21 protein-coding genes are annotated in these 18652 nt (G+C 52.6%); 16 read left to right on the forward strand and 5 right to left on the reverse strand.

From position 1 onward, the window contains the following. Positions 1–57: 57 nt before the first annotated feature. The gene (locus M8006_RS03710; RefSeq protein ID WP_250080112.1) at positions 58–711 is read right to left on the reverse strand and encodes a methionine ABC transporter permease; all 654 of its coding nucleotides are present in this window, start codon (positions 709–711) and stop codon (positions 58–60) included. Beyond that, positions 692–1750 (reverse strand): methionine ABC transporter ATP-binding protein, encoded by a 1059-nt coding sequence (locus M8006_RS03715; RefSeq protein ID WP_250080113.1) that lies wholly within the window; start codon positions 1748–1750, stop codon positions 692–694. Before M8006_RS03715 ends, M8006_RS03710 begins: the two co-directional genes overlap by 20 nt. A gap of 496 nt (positions 1751–2246) precedes the next feature. On the opposite strand from M8006_RS03715, the gene M8006_RS03720 reads away from it, so the two are divergent. The 10 genes from M8006_RS03720 to moaE all read left to right on the forward strand — a co-directional run bounded on the left by M8006_RS03720 (position 2247) and on the right by moaE (position 10217). Continuing rightward, positions 2247–2873, forward strand: a complete 627-nt coding sequence (locus M8006_RS03720; RefSeq protein WP_250080114.1) for a riboflavin synthase subunit alpha — start codon at positions 2247–2249, stop codon at positions 2871–2873. 208 nt (positions 2874–3081) lie between these two features. Then, positions 3082–4380, forward strand: a complete 1299-nt coding sequence (locus M8006_RS03725) for an NCS2 family permease (RefSeq protein ID WP_250080115.1) — start codon at positions 3082–3084, stop codon at positions 4378–4380. 33 nt (positions 4381–4413) lie between these two features. Further along, positions 4414–4959: an adenine phosphoribosyltransferase gene (locus tag M8006_RS03730; RefSeq protein ID WP_250080116.1), complete on the forward strand. Its 546-nt coding sequence runs from the start codon at positions 4414–4416 to the stop codon at positions 4957–4959. 7 nt (positions 4960–4966) lie between these two features. Continuing rightward, entirely contained in the window at positions 4967–5446 is a 480-nt protein-coding gene (gene gpt / locus M8006_RS03735) for a xanthine phosphoribosyltransferase (protein ID WP_250080117.1), read from the forward strand. A gap of 42 nt (positions 5447–5488) precedes the next feature. Next, the gene (ung, locus tag M8006_RS03740; protein ID WP_250080118.1) at positions 5489–6172 is read left to right on the forward strand and encodes a uracil-DNA glycosylase; all 684 of its coding nucleotides are present in this window, start codon (positions 5489–5491) and stop codon (positions 6170–6172) included. 96 nt (positions 6173–6268) lie between these two features. After that, entirely contained in the window at positions 6269–6898 is a 630-nt protein-coding gene (upp, locus tag M8006_RS03745) for a uracil phosphoribosyltransferase (RefSeq protein WP_250080119.1), read from the forward strand. 179 nt (positions 6899–7077) lie between these two features. Then, positions 7078–8271, forward strand: a complete 1194-nt coding sequence (locus M8006_RS03750; protein WP_284046918.1) for a uracil-xanthine permease family protein — start codon at positions 7078–7080, stop codon at positions 8269–8271. 31 nt (positions 8272–8302) lie between these two features. After that, positions 8303–8881 (forward strand): molybdopterin-guanine dinucleotide biosynthesis protein B, encoded by a 579-nt coding sequence (gene mobB / locus M8006_RS03755; protein WP_250080121.1) that lies wholly within the window; start codon positions 8303–8305, stop codon positions 8879–8881. Positions 8882–8953: 72 nt separating this feature from the next. Next, positions 8954–9763, forward strand: a complete 810-nt coding sequence (gene moaC, locus M8006_RS03760) for a cyclic pyranopterin monophosphate synthase MoaC (protein ID WP_250080122.1) — start codon at positions 8954–8956, stop codon at positions 9761–9763. Position 9764: 1 nt separating this feature from the next. Next, a complete protein-coding gene (gene moaE, locus M8006_RS03765) occupies positions 9765–10217 on the forward strand; it encodes a molybdopterin synthase catalytic subunit MoaE (protein WP_250080123.1) in 453 nt (150 codons plus the stop codon). Positions 10218–10261: 44 nt separating this feature from the next. On the opposite strand, the gene M8006_RS03770 is transcribed toward moaE, so the two are convergent. Then, positions 10262–11845 (reverse strand): ribonuclease J, encoded by a 1584-nt coding sequence (locus tag M8006_RS03770; protein WP_250080160.1) that lies wholly within the window; start codon positions 11843–11845, stop codon positions 10262–10264. 263 nt (positions 11846–12108) lie between these two features. Here M8006_RS03770 and purU point away from each other — a divergent pair, with 263 nt between their 5' ends. Continuing rightward, positions 12109–12978, forward strand: a complete 870-nt coding sequence (gene purU / locus M8006_RS03775; protein WP_250080124.1) for a formyltetrahydrofolate deformylase — start codon at positions 12109–12111, stop codon at positions 12976–12978. Between the two features lie 22 nt (positions 12979–13000). Then, positions 13001–13672 carry an energy-coupling factor ABC transporter permease gene (locus tag M8006_RS03780; protein ID WP_250080125.1) on the forward strand — a complete coding sequence of 224 codons (672 nt, stop codon included), beginning with the start codon at positions 13001–13003 and terminating at the stop codon, positions 13670–13672. Positions 13673–13691: 19 nt separating this feature from the next. Here the strand turns inward: M8006_RS03780 and lexA are convergent, their stop codons facing one another. Further along, entirely contained in the window at positions 13692–14363 is a 672-nt protein-coding gene (gene lexA / locus M8006_RS03785; protein ID WP_250080126.1) for a transcriptional repressor LexA, read from the reverse strand. A gap of 288 nt (positions 14364–14651) precedes the next feature. Here lexA and M8006_RS03790 point away from each other — a divergent pair, with 288 nt between their 5' ends. The 4 genes from M8006_RS03790 (at position 14652) to M8006_RS03805 (ending at position 17516) form a co-directional block, all read left to right on the forward strand. Then, positions 14652–15320: a TetR/AcrR family transcriptional regulator gene (locus M8006_RS03790; protein ID WP_250080127.1), complete on the forward strand. Its 669-nt coding sequence runs from the start codon at positions 14652–14654 to the stop codon at positions 15318–15320. Next, a complete protein-coding gene (locus M8006_RS03795) occupies positions 15307–15825 on the forward strand; it encodes a L,D-transpeptidase (RefSeq protein ID WP_250080128.1) in 519 nt (172 codons plus the stop codon). Before M8006_RS03790 ends, M8006_RS03795 begins: the two co-directional genes overlap by 14 nt. 64 nt (positions 15826–15889) lie before the next feature. Next, on the forward strand, positions 15890–16909 hold the full coding sequence (nagZ, locus tag M8006_RS03800) for a beta-N-acetylhexosaminidase (protein ID WP_250080129.1): 1020 nt from the start codon (positions 15890–15892) through the stop codon (positions 16907–16909). A 28-nt stretch (positions 16910–16937) separates the two neighbouring features. Further along, the gene (locus M8006_RS03805) at positions 16938–17516 is read left to right on the forward strand and encodes a hypoxanthine-guanine phosphoribosyltransferase (RefSeq protein ID WP_250080130.1); all 579 of its coding nucleotides are present in this window, start codon (positions 16938–16940) and stop codon (positions 17514–17516) included. A gap of 20 nt (positions 17517–17536) precedes the next feature. On the opposite strand, the gene ppsR is transcribed toward M8006_RS03805, so the two are convergent. Next, positions 17537–18370, reverse strand: a complete 834-nt coding sequence (gene ppsR / locus M8006_RS03810; protein WP_250080131.1) for a posphoenolpyruvate synthetase regulatory kinase/phosphorylase PpsR — start codon at positions 18368–18370, stop codon at positions 17537–17539. Between the last annotated feature and the right edge of the window lie 282 nt (positions 18371–18652).

Raw genomic sequence — 18652 nt, forward strand, 5'->3', positions numbered from 1 at the left:
TTATTTTGAAGTGATAAAAATTCGATGTCTAATGCTTTTTAATTATAACTGCGATGGTTACTTACGATCGCTTTTGCGCACTAAATAGTCGCCTAGGCTTTGGAAGCCTTGCACCATGACCACCAAAATGATCACGGTAATGAGCATGATAGTCGGGTTAAAGCGGTTATAGCCGTAACGAATGCCCAGGTCTCCGAGGCCGCCACCACCTACCGCGCCAGCCATGGCTGAGTAGCTGACAAGCGTTACCAATGTGATAGTCAAGCCCGTAATAATGCCGCCACGTGCTTCAGGGAGTAATACCTTGCGTATGATTTGCCAAGGTGTGGCGCCCATGGCTTGTGCGGATTCGATCAATCCTGGAGATAGCTCGTTAAGTGCGCCTTCTACTAAGCGGGCGACAAAAGGAATGGCGGCAATCGTCAGCGGTACCACCGCGGCGTTAATCCCGATGGAGGTGCCCACTAGCATGCGTGTAAAGGGAATGATTGCCACCATCAGAATGATAAACGGGATGGAGCGGCCAATGTTAGTCACAATCCCGAGCGCTTGGTTGAGTATCGGCATGGTCAGAATTTGCCGCGGACGTGTCACGTAAAGCATTACGCCTAGTGGCACACCGAGCAATGTCGAAATAAGGCCGGATACGCCTACCATATAGATGGTATCCAGCGTTGCCTGCAGAATAAGATCAATCATCGCGCTGGACATGACCCAATACCTCTACTTGTAGCTGGTGGGATTTAAGATAGTTCATGGCTTGCTGCGTTTGCTCTGGTGTTCCGAGCAGTTCGGCAATCATTAGGCCTAAGGTGCGTTCCTGGATGGATTCCACTTTGGCTTGAAGAATACTGACATCGACGCCGCACTCCCGTGCGAGCTGTGAAATCAGCGGGGTGGAGACGGCATCGCCGGAAAACGTGAGCCGCACAATCGGGTGAGTGGAATCGTTAGCGGCTTCTTGTAGGCGATCCACCAGCTCTTTAGGGGGCGCTAGCTGAAGAAAGTCATTCAAGAATTCACGCCCGAGTTGTGTCCGAGGCGCGGTGAAGAAATCGCCGACGACCGCGTCCTCTACCAGCTCACCGTCAGAGATCAGGCTGACGCGATGACAGATAGATTTAACCACTTCCATTTCATGTGTGATCAACAAAATGGTAATGCCGAGCGTCTGGTTGATATCGCGTAGTAGTTCAAGAATGGAGCCGGTCGTTTGTGGGTCGAGCGCTGATGTTGCTTCATCGCAGAGTAATACGGCGGGTTCGCTGGCGAGCGCCCGGGCAATCGCGACGCGCTGTTTTTGTCCGCCGGAGAGTTGAGCGGGAAATTGATGGGTTTTGTCGCTGAGTCCGACGAGTTCTAAAAGTGGGAGAACGCGCTCGCGAATCGCTCTTTTAGAGCGGCCCATTAATTCTAACGGCAGGGCGATGTTGTCAAAGACATTGCGCGTTGTGAGTAGGTTAAAGTGCTGAAAAATCATACCAATGCGGTGGCGAGCGCGATTTAGCTCTTGGGCATTCAGGCGTGTTATTTCTTGACCATTGACCGTGACGCTACCTTCTGTCGGGCGTTCCAAGAGGTTGACGCAGCGTATCAGCGTTGACTTACCGGCGCCCGACAAGCCAATGACGCCGTGAATAGTCCCTTTAGGAATGTATAAGTCCGCGTTTTTTAATGCGTGCACAGCACCTGCATCGCTGCCATTGGCTTTACTATAGTAAGTTTTACTGACGTTTTTAAGTTCGATCATGGGTTGCGTCTGCCTTATGTGAGGCCAAAGACGTAAAGTTAGGCCGACAATAGAGTGCGAGGGGCAAGCGTAGGGCGGGAAACAAAAAAAGGCCACCCTAGACGGGTGGCCATCAACGCTGGACACACCCTTTTAGCTGCATTTAACCCGGCAAGTCGCTAGGGTGACGCCCGCAATCTGGGTACAAATCGGCGCCTTTACATTTGCGGCGAAAGTCTAAAGACCTGGCTGAGTACTGTCAAATAGACTTAGCGGTATTTTTTATGATTAAGGTCTATTTTAGATTTATTTGCTATTTTTGGATCTTTTGTTGGGTATGTCTGAGGATTAAAGCCAATGTATGAAGCCTTGTGTAGGAGATTTTACTTTGTAAGTGCTGAATAAGTGCTGAAGGGGGAGTGAGTTCAGTCTAAAAGTGGCACAATGTCACCAATTTGCAGCCGAGCATTTTGTAATAAGCCGTGTTGATTAAAAAACCGTGTCCAGGGGGAAAGCGATGTTTACTGGGATTGTCCAGGGTACTGCCGTTGTTGTTGCGGTGCGCGAACTCGACGCCTTTCGTACGCACGTGGTGGAGATGCCTTCCCATATGCGACAAGGGCTTGAAATTGGGGCGTCCGTTGCCCACAACGGCGTTTGCCTGACCGCAACGGCGATTGATGGCGACAATGTGAGCTTTGACTTAATGCGTGAAACGTTGCGATTGACCAATCTTGGTGCAATTACCCCTGGTCAATGCGTCAATATCGAGCGTGCCGCGCGTTTCGGTGATGAAATTGGCGGGCATGCCATGTCGGGTCACGTGATCTGCAAAGCAAGGCTGGTTGAGATTGAAGAAGCGCCGAACAATCGTCGCCTGTGGTTTGCGCTGTCTAAAGATGTCAGCCGGTTTGTATTTGAGAAAGGTTATATCGGAGTAGACGGTATTAGCCTGACGGTGGCTGATGTGCGTCGCGTGGATGAGCATGGCGGCGTAGTGTTCAGCGTGAATCTCATACCCGAGACGCTGTCGCGTACGGTATTAAGCGAGCGGATGCTTGGAGATGAGGTCAATATCGAGATTGATCCGCAAACCCAAGTGATTGTCGAAACGGTGGAACGCGTCTTAGCGAACCGTGCGTAGGTGATGTTTTGGATTTATTGACCAGTTGGTTAGCTTTTGGCCTAAAGTTTGCTAGTCACTACAGGTGGGCAGATGCCCATGTCGCTCGGCTGCATTTTGGTGCTCGTGTCACAAATTGTCTTTCGATAACAAGTGCCTTCCGATAACATGTGCGGCTTTTCTTACACTCAGGGACTCTACGCGTTGGCGTGAAGGATAGAAAAACTCTATGAAATTTCTTGAGAAGCACTTCAAGCTCTCTGAGCACAAAACGAACGTGAAAACTGAGGTGATCGCGGGGATTACAACGTTCCTGACGATGGCCTATATCATTTTCGTTAACCCCAGCATTCTCTCTGAGGCGGGAATGGATTATGGCGCGGTTTTTGTGGCGACGTGTGTGGCCGCTGCTATCGGCTGTTTAGTGATGGGGGTTTGGGCCAATTACCCTATCGGTCAAGCGCCGGGTATGGGGCTAAACGCCTTCTTTACCTATGGCGTTGTTTTGGGTATGGGGCATACTTGGGAAGCCGCCCTAGGGGCGGTCTTCTTGTCGGGCTTTTGCTTCTTTTTGCTGAGTATTTTTAAGGTGCGCGAGTGGATTATCAATTCGATTCCGTTCTCGCTGCGCTTGGGTATTGCTGCGGGTATTGGTCTTTTCTTGGCCATGGTGGCGCTTAAAAATGCCGGTATTGTGGTGTCAAATCCAGCGACCTATGTAGCCCTTGGGGATCTTTCTGAGCCGTCGGCAATTTATGCGCTGGTTGGCTTTTTCGTTATCACGGCTCTCTCGTATTTGAATGTGACCGGCGCGGTGATGATTGGTATTTTGGGCGTTACGGTGGTCGCGATGGTGTTCGGGCACAATGAGTACGGTGGCCTGATGTCAATGCCACCGTCTATTGCCCCCACGCTGATGCAGATGGATGTCATGGCCGCGCTTGATGTCGCCATGCTGAGCGTTATTTTTGCGTTCCTGTTTGTCGATCTCTTTGATACCTCTGGCACGCTGGTCGGTGTCGCGCAGCGGGGCAAACTGCTGGATAAAGATGGTAAATTACCCCGGGTTGGACGCGCGATGATGGCAGATAGTACGGCATCAATGGCAGGCGCGGCCCTGGGTACCTCGACCACCACGAGTTATATAGAATCCACCGCCGGTATTGCGGCTGGCGGGCGCACGGGATTGACTGCCGTGGTCGTGGGGGTTCTGTTTTTGCTTAGCCTCTTTTTTGCCCCGTTGGCTGGCTCTATTCCCGCTTATGCGACCGCCGGAGCGCTGCTATACGTGGCGGTATTGATGGCAGGTAGCCTCGCCCACGCTGACTGGGAGGACGCAACGGAAGCCGCGCCCGTCTTAATTGCCGCATTGGCCATGCCGTTGACGTTCTCTATCGCAGAAGGTATCGCGCTGGGCTTTATTAGCTACGTGGCGATTAAGACGTTATCAGGGCGCTTTAAAGATTTAAATATTGCAGTGGTGTTATTGGCGCTGCTGTTCGTGGCTAAATTCTTCTTTTTAGACTAAACCTCGACACTTACCGACGAAACGAGAGACGCGATGAGCATCTATGGCGACTATATTAAGTCCGTTATCCGCACGGTGCCGGATTGGCCTGAACCGGGTGTAAATTTCCGCGATATTACCCCGTTGCTGCAAAACAGTGCCGCCTTTCGCAAGCTAATTGATAGCTTTGTGCACCGTTATCAAGAGATGAATTTAGATGCCATTGCGTCGATCGACGCGCGAGGCTTTATCATCGGCGCTCCATTGGCTTACGAGCTTGGCTGCAGCTTTGTGCCTGTGCGCAAGAAGGGTAAGCTGCCGTTTAAAACGATCAGTGAAACGTACACGCTGGAGTATGGCCATTCTGAAGTTGAGCTACACTCTGATGCTTTTCAGAAAAATGACCGCATTTTGCTGATGGATGACTTGATCGCCACCGGTGGCACTATGCTGGCCGCGGCTAATCTGATTCAGCGCAGCGGTGGCCACGTGGTGGAAACTGCCACCATTATTGATTTGCCTGAGCTGGGTGGATCGCAGAAAATTCGCGATGCAGGCTTTGGTGTGTTCGCGGTTTGTTCCTTCACCGAAGACGAGTAACGCCTTTATGAGTACTCATCGTTATCATCAGCATTTTACGGTCTCCTGGGATCAGCTACATCGCGATGTGCGTCAGCTGTGTCATCAGTTAATTGAGCGTGATTTTAAAGGCATTGTGGCGATTACACGCGGTGGATTGATTCCAGCGGCGCTGATTGCTCGCGAGCTTAACGTGCGACTGATCGATACTGTCTGCATCAAAAGCTATGATCACATGGACCAGGGTGGCTTGGATGTTCTGAAAGGCGTTGACCATGACGGCGATGGCTGGCTTCTCGTTGATGATTTGGTGGATACTGGCAAAACGGCCAAGGCTGTTAGAGAAATGCTGCCCAAAGCGCACTTCGTCACGATTTATGCTAAGCCAGAAGGGCGCCCGCTGGTTGACCAATACCTCACGGAAGTGGCCCAGCAGTGCTGGATCCAATTCCCCTGGGATATGGGTGTGGCCTATGTAGAGCCGCTCGTCGATCAAATTAAAAAGTAACGTTTGAAAGCATGACGTTTGAGACCATAAAGAGGTGAGGCGATGGCGAATCCGTTATCGGGCGAGTGGGGGCAGGCCTTAGAAAGTGAGTTTCATGCTGAGTATATGCACTCGCTCAAGCAATTTCTCGCGGACGAAAAAGCGGCAAAAAAGGTGATATACCCCCACTCATCGAACTGGTTTCGCGCGTTCGAGCTAACGCCGCTTGATGAGGTCAAGGTCGTTATTTTGGGTCAAGACCCTTACCACGGCCCGAACCAGGCCCATGGGCTTTGTTTTTCTGTGCAACCGGGCGTGCCTGTCCCCCCTTCGCTTGCCAACATCTACAAAGAGCTTGCCTCTGATGTCGGGTTTACGCCGGTTAGACACGGTTATTTGGAATCTTGGGCCAAGCAAGGCGTACTGCTCCTCAACACGGCGTTAACGGTTGAGCAAGGTAACGCGGCATCGCATCGTGGCAAAGGTTGGGAGCTATTTACCGACCGTGTGATTGAGACGGTTAGTGAAAAAGCGCCTCCTTGTGTTTTTTTGCTGTGGGGCGGTCACGCGCGGCAGAAGAAACAATTGATTGATCGCGAGCGTCATTTGGTACTTGAAGCGCCGCATCCTTCGCCGCTTTCCGCTCATCGCGGTTTTTTTGGCTCGCGCCATTTTTCCCAAGCGAATGACTTTCTTCAATCTCAAGGCCGAATGCCGATTGATTGGCAATTGTTGGAAATCCCTTAACCTCAAGGCAGGTTGCGCGTAGAATGATCTGCAATTTTGTATACCTGTCGAGACGACAAACGTCGTTGAATCAAATGCCTGCAGTGAGGAAGTCCCATGAGTGTTCATGCCATTAATCATCCGCTTGTGCAGCATAAGCTGGGGCTGATGCGTGAGGCGGATCTCAGCACCAAAAGCTTTCGTGAGTTGGCCGGTGAAGTGGCAAAGCTTCTTACGTATGAAGCGACTCAAGGGCTAGAGCTTGAAGATCATGAGATTAAAGGCTGGAACGGAGAGCCGATTGCCACTCGCCGCCTTAAAGGTAAGAAAGTCACGGTCGTGCCGATATTGCGCGCAGGCTTGGGCATGCTGGAAGGCGTAACGGATTTAATTCCTAGTGCACGTGTAAGTGTAGTCGGCTTGTACCGTGATGAAGAAACGCTGCAGCCGGTGCCTTATTTTGCCAAGTTCGCCAATGATATCGAAGAGCGGATGGCCATTGTCATCGACCCGATGCTCGCCACGGGCGGTTCCATGGTGGCAACCCTTGATATGTTGCGTGATCACGGCTGCAAAAACATGAAAGTCATCGTGCTGGTGGCAGCACCCGAAGGAATCGAGCGTGTGCAAGAAGCCTACCCGGATATTGAGATTTATACAGCGTCCATCGACGAGCGGCTAGACGAGAATGGCTATATCGTGCCTGGTCTTGGCGACGCTGGCGATAAAATTTTTGGTACGCGGTAAGTGCAACTAGCTTGACTGCCCCTTTCGCTCCGTGCGGTGGGGGCATTTTTTTGCCCTGCTGATAAACACGAAACATATAGGGCAGCGTGAAACTTATTTTGCTGGATATCTTATTTTGCTGGAGATTAAGGAGGCCCCGAGTGACAGATACGACTGCGCAAGCTGATTCATGGCTCAAAATGTTACTGACGGGTACCCAGATGCTCTTTGTTGCCTTCGGTGCGTTGGTGCTGGTGCCGTTACTCACCGGGCTTGATCCAAGCGTAGCACTGTTTACCGCCGGTGCAGGTACGTTGGTCTTTCATGCGGTTACCAAGCAAAGCGTGCCCGTATTTTTGGCCTCTTCGTTTGCGTTTATTGCGCCCATACAAGGCTCCATTGCAAATTTTGGTATTCCCGCCACCCTGGGTGGTTTGATGGCAGCGGGCTTGGTTTACGTGGTGATATCTCAAGCAGTGCGACTCAAAGGCACGGTATGGTTACACCGGTTGCTGCCGGCCGTGGTGGTGGGCCCGGTGATTATGGTGATTGGCTTGGCGCTAGCACCAGTGGCGGTGGATATGGCCACCGGTGAAACGAGTGATAACATCGGCTACGCCAAGGCGATTGTGCTATCAATGGCAAGCCTTTTGGTGACGTTGGTGCTTGCCGTTTTTGGGCGCGGGCTGCTTCGTTTGGTCCCCATTATGGGCGGTATTGTGACCGGTTATGTGCTGGCGCTTATAATGGGCGTGGTCGATTTTTCTCCGGTGGTTGAAGCGAGTTGGATCGCTTTGCCCGGTTTTACCGCCCCCGAGTTTCATTGGGCCGCTATTTTGTTCATGATTCCTGTCGCTATTGCGCCAGCGGTTGAGCACATTGGTGATATGGTCGCGATTGGTTCGGTCACGCGTAATAACTATCTCGAAAAACCAGGGCTACATCGCACGCTTTTAGGCGATGGGTTGGCGACGACTTTGGCGGCTCTTTTTGGTGGCCCGCCCAACACGACTTATTCAGAAGTGACCGGTGCGGTAACGCTAACACGCGCTTTTAACCCCATGTACATGGTCGTAGCGGCGGTGATAGCCATCCTTCTGGCTTTCATTGCTAAACTAGGAGCGCTTTTACAGACCATACCTGGCCCGGTGATGGGCGGTATCATGACGTTGCTCTTCGGTTCGATTGCCGTTGTCGGGATGAATACGCTGGTGCGCGCGGGGCATTCACTGACAGCGCCGCGTAATCTCGTGGTCGTATCGCTAATACTTGTTTTTGGTATCGGCGGTATGCAGTTCGGCAGTGGTCAATTTACGCTTCAGGGCGTAAGTCTTGCAGCACTGGTAGGCATTGTACTGAATTGGGTGTTGCCGGGTGCCAGTGAGGATGCGTAAGCCGTTTAAGAACTAAAAGGAGCATGCCGCAATGCCGTCAACGCCTTCATTTTCTGCTCATACTGCGCCTGTAACGTCGATGCCTTTTCCCGTGTTAAGTATTGCTGCCTGGAGCGGTACCGGTAAAACTACGTTGCTCACACAGCTGATGCCGATACTGCGCAATTTCGGCCTTCACGTGGGCGTAGTTAAACACGCGCATCACAGCTTTGACGTCGATAAGCCGGGGAAAGACAGCTATGAGCTTCGCCAAGCAGGGGCATCGCCTATGCTGGTGGCCTCGCATCAGCGCTTTGCTTTGATGCAGGAAACCCCGGAGCAGCAGGAGCCCGATCTCAATCACCTCCTCAGTTTGATGTTGCCGCATGCGCCCGATTTGGTGATCGTTGAGGGCTTTAAAGCCTGGCCGTTGGCGAAGTTGGTGCTCTATCGTGAGGAGGTTGGTGACCCTGCTATTTTGGATAATGCGTGGGTGCGCGCGGCGGCGCTTAAAGCGGAAGATAAGCGCACGTTAAGGTCGGATGTTGCTCGACTAGACATTGATGATATTCACGCGGTAGCTGACTGGGTAAGACAGTGGGCACTGACGCCGTGTGAGGTGAATGCGTAATAGAATGTGGTGGTGCCGAGCGCTCGCGTGGCCTGGTACCCTATCCGCTAAAGCGATTCAAGGTGATTTTACATGCAGCTGACGCATCTTAATGTCCGTGGTGAAGCCAATATGGTGGATGTGGGCGATAAACAAGCAACGCGCCGTGAGGCCGTGGCAACAGGGCGCATTGTGATGCAGCCGCAAACGCTAAAGCTATTGGTGGACGGCGCGTTGCCTAAGGGCGATGTGATTGCGACAGCACGCATTGCCGGGATTCAGGCGGCGAAGCGAACCCATGAGCTGATTCCGCTATGCCATTCGCTTTCGCTGTCAAAAGTGGCGCTCGATTTTGACATTGACGAGCAAAATGGGTGTGTTCACGTTGAAGCGATGTGTCGGCTAAGCGGGCAAACTGGCGTTGAGATGGAGGCGCTGACGGCGGTTTCGGTCGCGTGCTTAACGCTTTACGATATGTGCAAGGCGGTGGATAAATCGATGCGCATCGATGCCGTGCAGCTTGAGAGCAAGCAGGGTGGTAAGAGTGGTGACTACCAGCGCGATGGCAACGGTTACGAAACGACATCGCCCATTGTGACCGGTGCTGGCGCGGCTGGCGAAGTGCGCATAGGTGAGCGTTGTGTCTCACCTTGCGTGCGAGTGAAGTTTCTTGCCGAGTTACGTGAACGTTTGGGAGAGAACGAAGCTACCATTAGCTTAGATGAGATGGAGTCGCGCGACGTTGGCGGGCTTAAAGCGGCGCTTGCCAGGCGCAGCGAGGTCTTTTCCGCATTGAGTGATCGCCGTACGTTGTGTGCCGTTAATCAGGTGATGGCCAATGACAATGCACCGGTAACCGACGATGACGAAGTGGCGTTCTTTCCACCTGTCACCGGGGGGTAAGATGAATATTGGCGTAAACGTACAGCTAGCCCCATTTGATATGGCGTATGGCTATGATGATTTGCTCGCCGAGCGTACCGATGTGGGCGCCGTGGTAAGTTTTACGGGACTGGTGCGGGACTTTAATGAGTCGCCCGAGGTAACCGGCTTGACGCTTGAGCACTACCCAGGCATGACCGAGCGCACGTTAGAAGACATCGGTGAACAAGCGTGGCAGCGTTGGTCACTTCAGGGCGTTCGTATCATTCACCGTATTGGCTATATGGCGCCGGGAGACCCTATTGTGCGGGTATCCGTGGCAAGTGCGCATCGCCGTGATGCTTTTGAAGCCTGCGACTTTATTATGGATTACCTAAAAACCCAGGCGCCGTTTTGGAAAAAAGAGCACGCCCAACAAGGCGATTACTGGGTGAAAGAACGCGATACCGACCAATATGATGCTTTGCGCTGGTGATTGGCAAACTGCAACGAAAGCTCAGCATTAAAGTGGTTCAAGACTCAAAGAGATTCAGGCATCTCGGTGGCCATGATTTGTAAATGCACTTCAGGCAAATGCTGCATATGCTCTGCGAGCCACGCAATCAGACGAGGTTGTAAAGCTTGGCGGAGCTCCGCCAGCGTATCTGCGTGGATTTCGTCTAGCTGCTCGTCTAGCCAGTCGCTAAAGCTGTCTTCATCTAGCGGGCTGGCGCCTGCGTTATCTAGCATCAGCCGACCGATGCGCCACCAGCCCGTTTCACTCGCGGTAACAGGCAGGGCGAGATAAAGGCTGCCGCGTCGTGAACTATGACTGGGCGTTTCAAGCCCTGGGTGGGGCGTGACACTATTTTGATGCACAATGCAGGGCGGCTGTGGATAGCGCGCTTCGCATTTCAGCCCGTGACTATCGAATAGCAGCATGTCGCCGTTAATTGGCGCCAAGGGCGCTTCAATGCCCAGAGACGCTGCAATAGCTTGGTGAGCCTGCTGGTGGCGAGCCTCACCGTGCACAGGCAGTAAATGCTTAGGCTTAACCCAACGATAGAGCGTGCATAGCTCATCGTGAGCGGGATGCCCGGTGGCGTGTAATTCAGGATGGTTAAATTCATCAAACAACATGACGCCAAGTTGAGTAAAGCGCTTTTTCAGCTGCTCGATAGGCCGTTCGTTACCGGGAATGGCCTTTGCTGAGAAAATGATGCTATCGCCTGGCTCCAGATCAACAAACGGGTGTCGGCCTTGCGCTAAGCGCTGAAGCGCCGCGCGTGGCTCGCCTTGGCTACCGGTGGCAATAATCACGACCTCTTCCGGCGGCAAATAACCCAAGTCATGCGCGGGAACCAGCGGCGGCAGCTCGTCTAAGTAGCCTAACCCGCGTGCGACCGTTACCATGCGCTCCATGGAGCGCCCCATCAAGCTGATCCGTCGTCCGCAGCGTTGTGCTGCGCGGGCGATAGCGACAATGCGTGCCACATTGCTGGCAAAGCACGACACTACGACGCGGCCTTTGCAGGTAGCAAGCGTTTTAGCCAAGGCGCGGGCAACATCGCCTTCGCTGCCGGAATGGCCTGGCATGGGGGCGTTAGTGGAATCGCCAACGACAAGATCGATCGGGGCTAGCGCGCGAAACGGCGTGGCATCGACCGGCTTGCCCACTAGTGGCTCGGCATCGAGTTTCCAATCACCGGTGTGCAGTATCCGGTAATCACCGGCTTGCATGACAAGTGCGCAGCTCTCCGGGATGGAGTGGGTTAGCGCTAAGTAACGTAGCGTAAAAGGACCTGAGGTTAGCGCCTCTCCCGGCTCTATGACCTTAATGGCATCGTGTTTCAGGCCGTGCTCGGCAAATTTGAGCCGCAATAACCCAGCGGCTAATGGTGTGGCGTAAATTGGACATTGCCAGTGGGGCCACAGCCAAGCAACCGCGCCGGTATGATCTTCGTGCCCGTGGGTAATAAATAGCGCGGCTGGGGAAATATCAAGCGTTGCCAGTGTATCCAGGTTAGGGACTTGCAGTGGTGTGTTGGGCAAGTCCTGGCGTATCATCATGCCGCAGTCGACGGCGATCCAATGCTCCGCAAAGCCATACAGCGTGAAATTCATCCCCACTTCACCACACCCCCCTAGCGGCAGTAAGCGCAAGGGGTGGCGGCGGCGAGGGCGAATGTGTACGCGCGGTGCTTGCATGTTGATGAAAAGCCTTGAAAGTTGGGCCTTTACTATACGGGATTGCGGGGGCGTGTCACAATCGTGCTTGTCATTCATGGCGCCTTTTGCGGAGGTAGTGTTAAGCGTCTTTCATGTGGTTACTATCGCCTTTTTTCTCCGCTTGGCGTTTAGTTTTAGTTAATAGAGTAAGTTTTTCTATGTCTCATATTCCTCAGCCTCACTATTATCGTCTAGTGGTTTCTTGTCCCGATCAGGTCGGGATTGTGGCCCGTGTATCCAGTTTTATCGCCCAGCAAGGGGGCTCTATTACCGAGGCAAGCCAACACTCTGATTTAGAAACGGGGCGCTTTTTTATGCGCTATGAAATTATCGCAGAGTCGCTTGGCATTACAGCGCAGGCGTTGCGCGAGGGATTTACCCCAATAGCGCAAGCGTTCAACATGCAGTGGGCGCTGACCGATACGAAACGCCTTCCGCGTGTCGTACTGATGGTCTCAAGAGAATCTCATTGTTTGGTGGACCTTCTTTACCGTTGGCAAGTGGGTGAATTGGCGTGTGATATTGTCGGTGTTATTTCAAACCATAGCGATATGTGTGCGCTTACCGAGTGGTATGGCATTCCGTATTTTCATATTCCCGTTGATCCACAGAATAAGCAGTCGGCGTTTGATGCCGTCGAAGCGCAAATAGAAGCCCTTGATGCTGATTGCGTGGTGCTAGCGCGCTACATGCAGATTTTGCCGCCAGCGCTGTGCCAGCGCTATCAAGGCCGTGTGATCAATATTCACCACAGTTTTTTGCCTTCGTTCGCGGGAGCGAAGCCTTACCACCAAGCATATGAACGCGGTGTAAAGCTCATTGGCGCTACTTGCCATTACGTGACCGAAGCGCTCGATGCCGGGCCGATTGTCGAACAAGACATCCATCGCGTGAGTCATTGTCATACCCCAACTGATCTTGTGCGCTTTGGGCGTGATGTAGAGAAAGCCGTACTGGCGCGCGGTCTGCGTTGGCATTTGGAAGACCGAGTGATTATTCACGGTAATAAAACAGTGGTGTTTAGCTAATTCATCGACGGCTGAGGTGGCTATGTCATTTGCGGAAAGTGTGCTGGCTCCTTGGGCATTATGGTTATGTGGCGCTATTTCGCTCGCCGTGCTGCTACGTGTCATGGCACTTAAACCATGGCAGCCCTTGCTCGATGACAGCGCGCTGCAGCATCGCTGGCTGGCGGCGACCTTAGCGGTTGTGTTGATGTGGCAGCTGCGCGCTCAAGCCGTTGACTGGCTGACGCTGCACTTGGTTTTTACGGCATTGATGACGCTGGTTTTTAAAGCACCGCTTGCACTGATAAGCAATGTGATGATTAACGTGGCAATGGTAATGATTGGCCGCAATGAATGGGCATTGCTTGGCGTGAATGTGCTCGTCACCGGCATTATTCCGGCGTTGGTGGTGGGTATTATCTGGCGACTTGTGGATCGTAAGCTGCCCGATAACCTGATGGTTTTTTTGTTTGTGTGCGGTTTTTTTGGCGCAGCTCTTGCAACATTAGGGGGTGGTTTGACCGCTGTTGGGCTAATTGTCGCTGCGAGTACCGATCCTGAAGCCGTATATTTGGCACAGGAATATGCGCGTTTTTTACCGCTACTCATGCCGTCTGAAGCCTTTATCACCGGCATGTTGTTGAGCGTTTTGCTGGTCTATCATCCGAGCTGGGTGGCCACATTTAATGACCACCGCTATATCGATATGCAGTAAATCCTTTGTCTAGAACACTCTAGCCAAGGGCTTGGCCATTACCGCCACGAATGACGCCGACGCCAACACCCTCAATCTCTAGCGCTTGGGTGCGCAGGTCTATCACAATCGGATCAAAGTCTGCGTTTTCCGCAAGCAGTTGAACGTTGTGCCCTTGGCGTTTGAAGCGCTTAACAGTGACTTCGTCTTCAATCCGAGCGACGACAATTTGGCCATCGCGAACGCGCTCGGTGCGATGGACCGCCAGCAGATCGCCCTCTAAAATACCCACATCTTTCATCGAGAGCCCGCGCACACGCAGTAAGTAGTCGGCTTTTGGCGTGAAGTATTCAGACGGTAAAGGGCAGTAGCGATCAATGTGTTCGGCGGCTAAAACGGGACTTCCCGCTGCGACCTCGCCAATGACCGGTAGGCCGCTAGGCGTGGTGCTATCAGCGGTGCTCTCGCTTGAGAGCTCTTGTCTTTCGGCGGTTTCTTGCGCGGGTAAGCGGATGCCGCGGGAGGTGTTACGGATAATACGAATGGCGCCTTTACGCTCTAGTGCGCGTAAGTGTTCTTCGGCTGCGTTTGGGGAGCGAAACCCAAGTGCTTTAGCGATTTCGGCACGTGTTGGCGGGTAACCGTACTCGCTCATGGTTTTGACAATAAAGTCGTAAACGTTTTGCTGACGAGCTGTTAAAGGCCGTGACATCGCAAGCTCCTGTTTATGCACGTTTTGGCTTATGCACGTTTTGACATCTCGATGAAACGGCTAAGCCAATAACGTAAAGTGGTTTTGTGTGATTAAGTATACAGTATGTTGCTCTGTCCAGTACAACAGTTATGTGCCTTTTTCCTGATTTTCTGGTGCGGGCGTTTAAGTGTAATAGTACAAATGTCACGGTAGCGTTTAAAACTCTTGATTCCTCAAGCATTGAGCCGGGATAACGCTTGGCGTAATATTCTAAAATGTTTAAAACACTCGTTTTTAGGAGCGATCATGGCTCAGTCTGATACGGTGATACGGATATTGGATACTGCCGAAGTATTATTTGCTGAACGCGGTTTCGCGGAAACGTCACTGCGTACTATCACCAGTAAGGCACGGGTCAATTTGGCCGCAGTGAACTATCACTTTGGTTCTAAAAAAGCCCTAATTCAAGCGGTGTTCTCGCGCTACCTTGATCCCTTTACACAACGCTTTCATACTGCGCTTGATGAGCTTGAAGTACGCTACGAAGGGCAGGTAATTCCCTTAGAGGCGTTGCTAGAAACCATGGCCACGACAGTGTTGGCCGTGCCTGCCGAACGTAATAGCTTGAAGGTATTTATGCGCCTTCTTGGCCTTGCTTATAGCCAAGCACAAGGGCATTTACGTCGTTTTATTCAAGACGCGTATGGCGATGTGTTCACACGCTTTACGGAGCTAGTGCGTCAGGCAACACCCGCTATCCCCGATGCCGAGCGTTTTTGGCGGCTGCATTTCATGCTAGGAACGGTAATCTTTACGCTTTCGGGTTTAGATGCGCTACGCGATATTGCAGAAAAGGACTATCAAGAACACGTTTCAGTGCGCGATCTTGTCAGGCGGTTGCGTCCCGTCGTCGTGGCAGCGATGAATGCTCCGCTGCCTGCAAACGTCGGTGAGGGGATGTATGCGAACGCCTAGGCTCAGTGAATTACCGCCTTCGCAAGCCTATTGGCTAGAAATTGATACCCAATGCCAGACGCTTACGTTATGGAAAGGGGATAAAGTGCTTTTCTCTTGCTTAGTTTCTACGGGAAAAGCTGGCATTGGGCAGGATGAGGGCAGCGGAAAAACACCCCACGGATGGCACTATGTGCGTGCTGCTATTGGTGCCGGTGCGCCGGTGAACGCGGTATTCCGAGGTCGGCGATGGACAGGTAAAGTCTACACATCAACGCTTGGCCAACAGCACCCCGAGCGCGATTGGATATTAACCCGTATTTTATGGTTATGCGGATTGGAGACAGGACGTAACCGGGGTGGTTGCGTGGATTCCCAGCGCCGTTATATCTATCTACACGGCACGCCGGAAAGCGAACCCATGGGGCAGGCGCTGTCTCATGGTTGTATTCGCCTAAGCCGAAACGATTTGCTCTACGTGTTTGACCATGCGCCACCGGGAACGCCGGTGTGGGTGCATGGTTAGCGAATAGTTGCATGTACCGAGTGTTTGTCTAGAATTAGCGCTCCTTTTTTCAGGATCTTTCGCCATGCCGCACCCCTTTGGCCCGGTCATGCTTGACCTTGAAGGGCTTTCTTTAACCCGTGATGAGCGCACGCTATTAAAAGCTCCAGCCGTTGGCGGCGTCATTTTGTTTGCGCGAAACGTTGATAATGCTTTTCAAGTAAGAACGCTTTGCGATTCCATTCGTCGCCAACGACCAGGGCTTCTTATCGCTGTGGACCAAGAAGGCGGTCGCGTACAGCGTATCAAAGAGGGCGTGACGCGCCTGCCGCCCATGGCAGTTCTGGGTAAGCAATATCAAGCCGCGCGTGCAGAAAGTGTTGGGTTGGTGAAAGATACTGGCTGGTTACTCGGCATGGAGATGGCAGCTTGCGGAATAGACATCACGTTTGCGCCGGTGCTGGATATTGATGGCGGTGTTTCGAGCGTCATTGGTGACCGTAGTTTTGGCACCCACCCTGAACAAGTAAGTGCGTTGGGCCAGGCCTTGATTTCTGGCCTCCATGAGGCGGGTATGGCGGCCGTCGGTAAGCACTTTCCTGGCCACGGAAGCGTGGCAGAAGATTCACATGTGGCCCTTCCCATTGACGAGCGCCCGTTAAGCGCTATCAAACAGCACGACCTAATCCCGTTTGCTCATCTTGCCAGCGACTTAGATGGCATTATGCCTGCGCACGTGATTTATCGCTCCTTTGATCATCGTCCTGCAGGGTTTTCCCCTATCTGGCTGGGGATGCTGCGAGAATCGCTAGGCTTTAAAGGTTGTATTTTCTCGGATGACTTAAGCATGGCGGGCGCCAAAGAAGTTGGTGCGCCAGCACAGCGCGCTCAAGCCGCGCTGCGGGCAGGCTGCGATATGCTGTTGGTGTGTAACGATCGTGAGGCTGCACTCGAGGTGGTGTCTGCTTGCGCCAATGTTAGTGCCAAACGTCCGGCAAAACTGCGCTACGCGCGTGCTCGTCCAGATATCGATGCGCTAACCGCCCTCGGGCGTTGGCGTCGTACTCACGCTCGGCTTGAAGCACTGGCGGCTGAGTACGCTTAAATTTTTTTGTGACTTTTGGAAGTAAGATATGGCTAAGCTAGACAAAGAAGCGCTCGCTTCGCTCGACTCCATGCGTGAGCTTATGGACGACGCGGACTGCCTGATCACCCAAGAGCAGGTAGAGCACGCACTTGACCGTATGGCAGATGAAATTAATCGCGATCTCGGCGATAAGCTACCGGTGTTCTACTGTGTCATGAATGGTGGCCTGATTACCACTGGGCATCTACTAACACGCCTTGGCTTTCCATTAGAAGTGGACTATCTCCATGCGACGCGCTATCGAAGCGAGCTCCGCGGAGGGGAGCTGTTCTGGCGTGTTTCACCCGAAGTCCCTATGGCGGGTCGCCACGTTGTCATTATTGATGACATTTTAGATGAAGGCGCCACGCTTGCCGCTATCTTGGACTACTGCAAAGAAGCGCAAGCCGCGAGCATCAGCACCGCGGTGCTCGTGGATAAACAGCACAACCGCAAAGCAGTACCCGGACTTAAAGCCGATTATTGCGGGCTAGAAGTGGCTGATCGCTTCGTCTTTGGTTTCGGCATGGATTATAAAGGCTATTGGCGCAACGCCCCAGGCATTTTTGCCCCTAAAGGTCTCTGAAGCATTACGCTTAGTCGCCATCAGCGCGGTGAAAAACGCCGAGCCAGCCCGGTTTCGGCAATCATGCGGGTCGAGATTTCTTCTACCGAGAAGCGTGTCGTATCGATGTAGGGAATATGCATCGAACGGTAGAGTGACTCGGCCTGTTCCACTTCCTGAAAGCACTGATCCATTGAGCTATAGCGGCTATTGGGCCGACGCTCGTTACGTATCGCAGAAAGTCGACGGGCATCGATGGTTAGGCCAAACAGTTTATGTTGGTGCGGCGCTAACACTTTTGGTAGCTTGAGTACGCCATCTTCGTCCTGATCGTCTTCGGTAAGCGGGTAGTTGGCCGCACGAATCCCAAACTGCAACGCTAGGTAGAGCGATGTCGGTGTCTTGCCGCAGCGCGAAACCCCCACCAGAATAATATCGGCTTTACTGTACTGATGTGTGCGCGCCCCGTCGTCGTTATCCAGCGCAAAGTGAACCGAGTGAATTCGGTCCATGTAGACGTCATCGCTACCAATGGAGTGCGTACGCCCGACACTGTACGAGGAGTGCGTATCGAGCTCTTGTTCCAGCGGTTTCAGAAAGGTGGAAAAAATATCCACTTTAAAGCCCAGTGCTTGGCGAATGACGTCACGAATCTCTTGATCCACAATGGTATCAATAATGATCGGTCGCTCGCCGTCGCGGTTGGCAGTGGCGTTGATCACTTCCACCAACGTATGGGCTTTCTCCAGCGTGTCGATATAGGGCTTCGTTTGCATGTTGATATCGACATTCTCAAACTGCGCAAGCAGGCTACGGCCTAAGCTTTCGGCGGTAATCCCGGTGCCGTCAGAGATAAAAAAAGCAGTGCGTGTCATGGTGTGCTTAACTCAGTAGTCAATAAACTCAGTAATTAATAAATAGTGGCGACTATTGTCGAGCGTTGTGATGCCGATGACAATGTCGTTCGAACGACAAAATTCACTGACGGCTATAACGGCCTCACTACAGAACTGGGCGAAAAAACCGTTATGTTGTAAATATCCTCCACTCTCTGCGCGTTTAGACTAATGGCGAATATATTCGGCCGGTGCTAGGGTGTCAGCGTCAATCAGTAGAGGCCGACTGGCCGTACGGATGTTTAAATGCGAGGGGGATTG

Origin of the sequence: Halomonas llamarensis (assembly GCF_023555005.1) — a bacterium.
GTDB lineage: Bacteria > Pseudomonadota > Gammaproteobacteria > Pseudomonadales > Halomonadaceae > Vreelandella > Vreelandella llamarensis.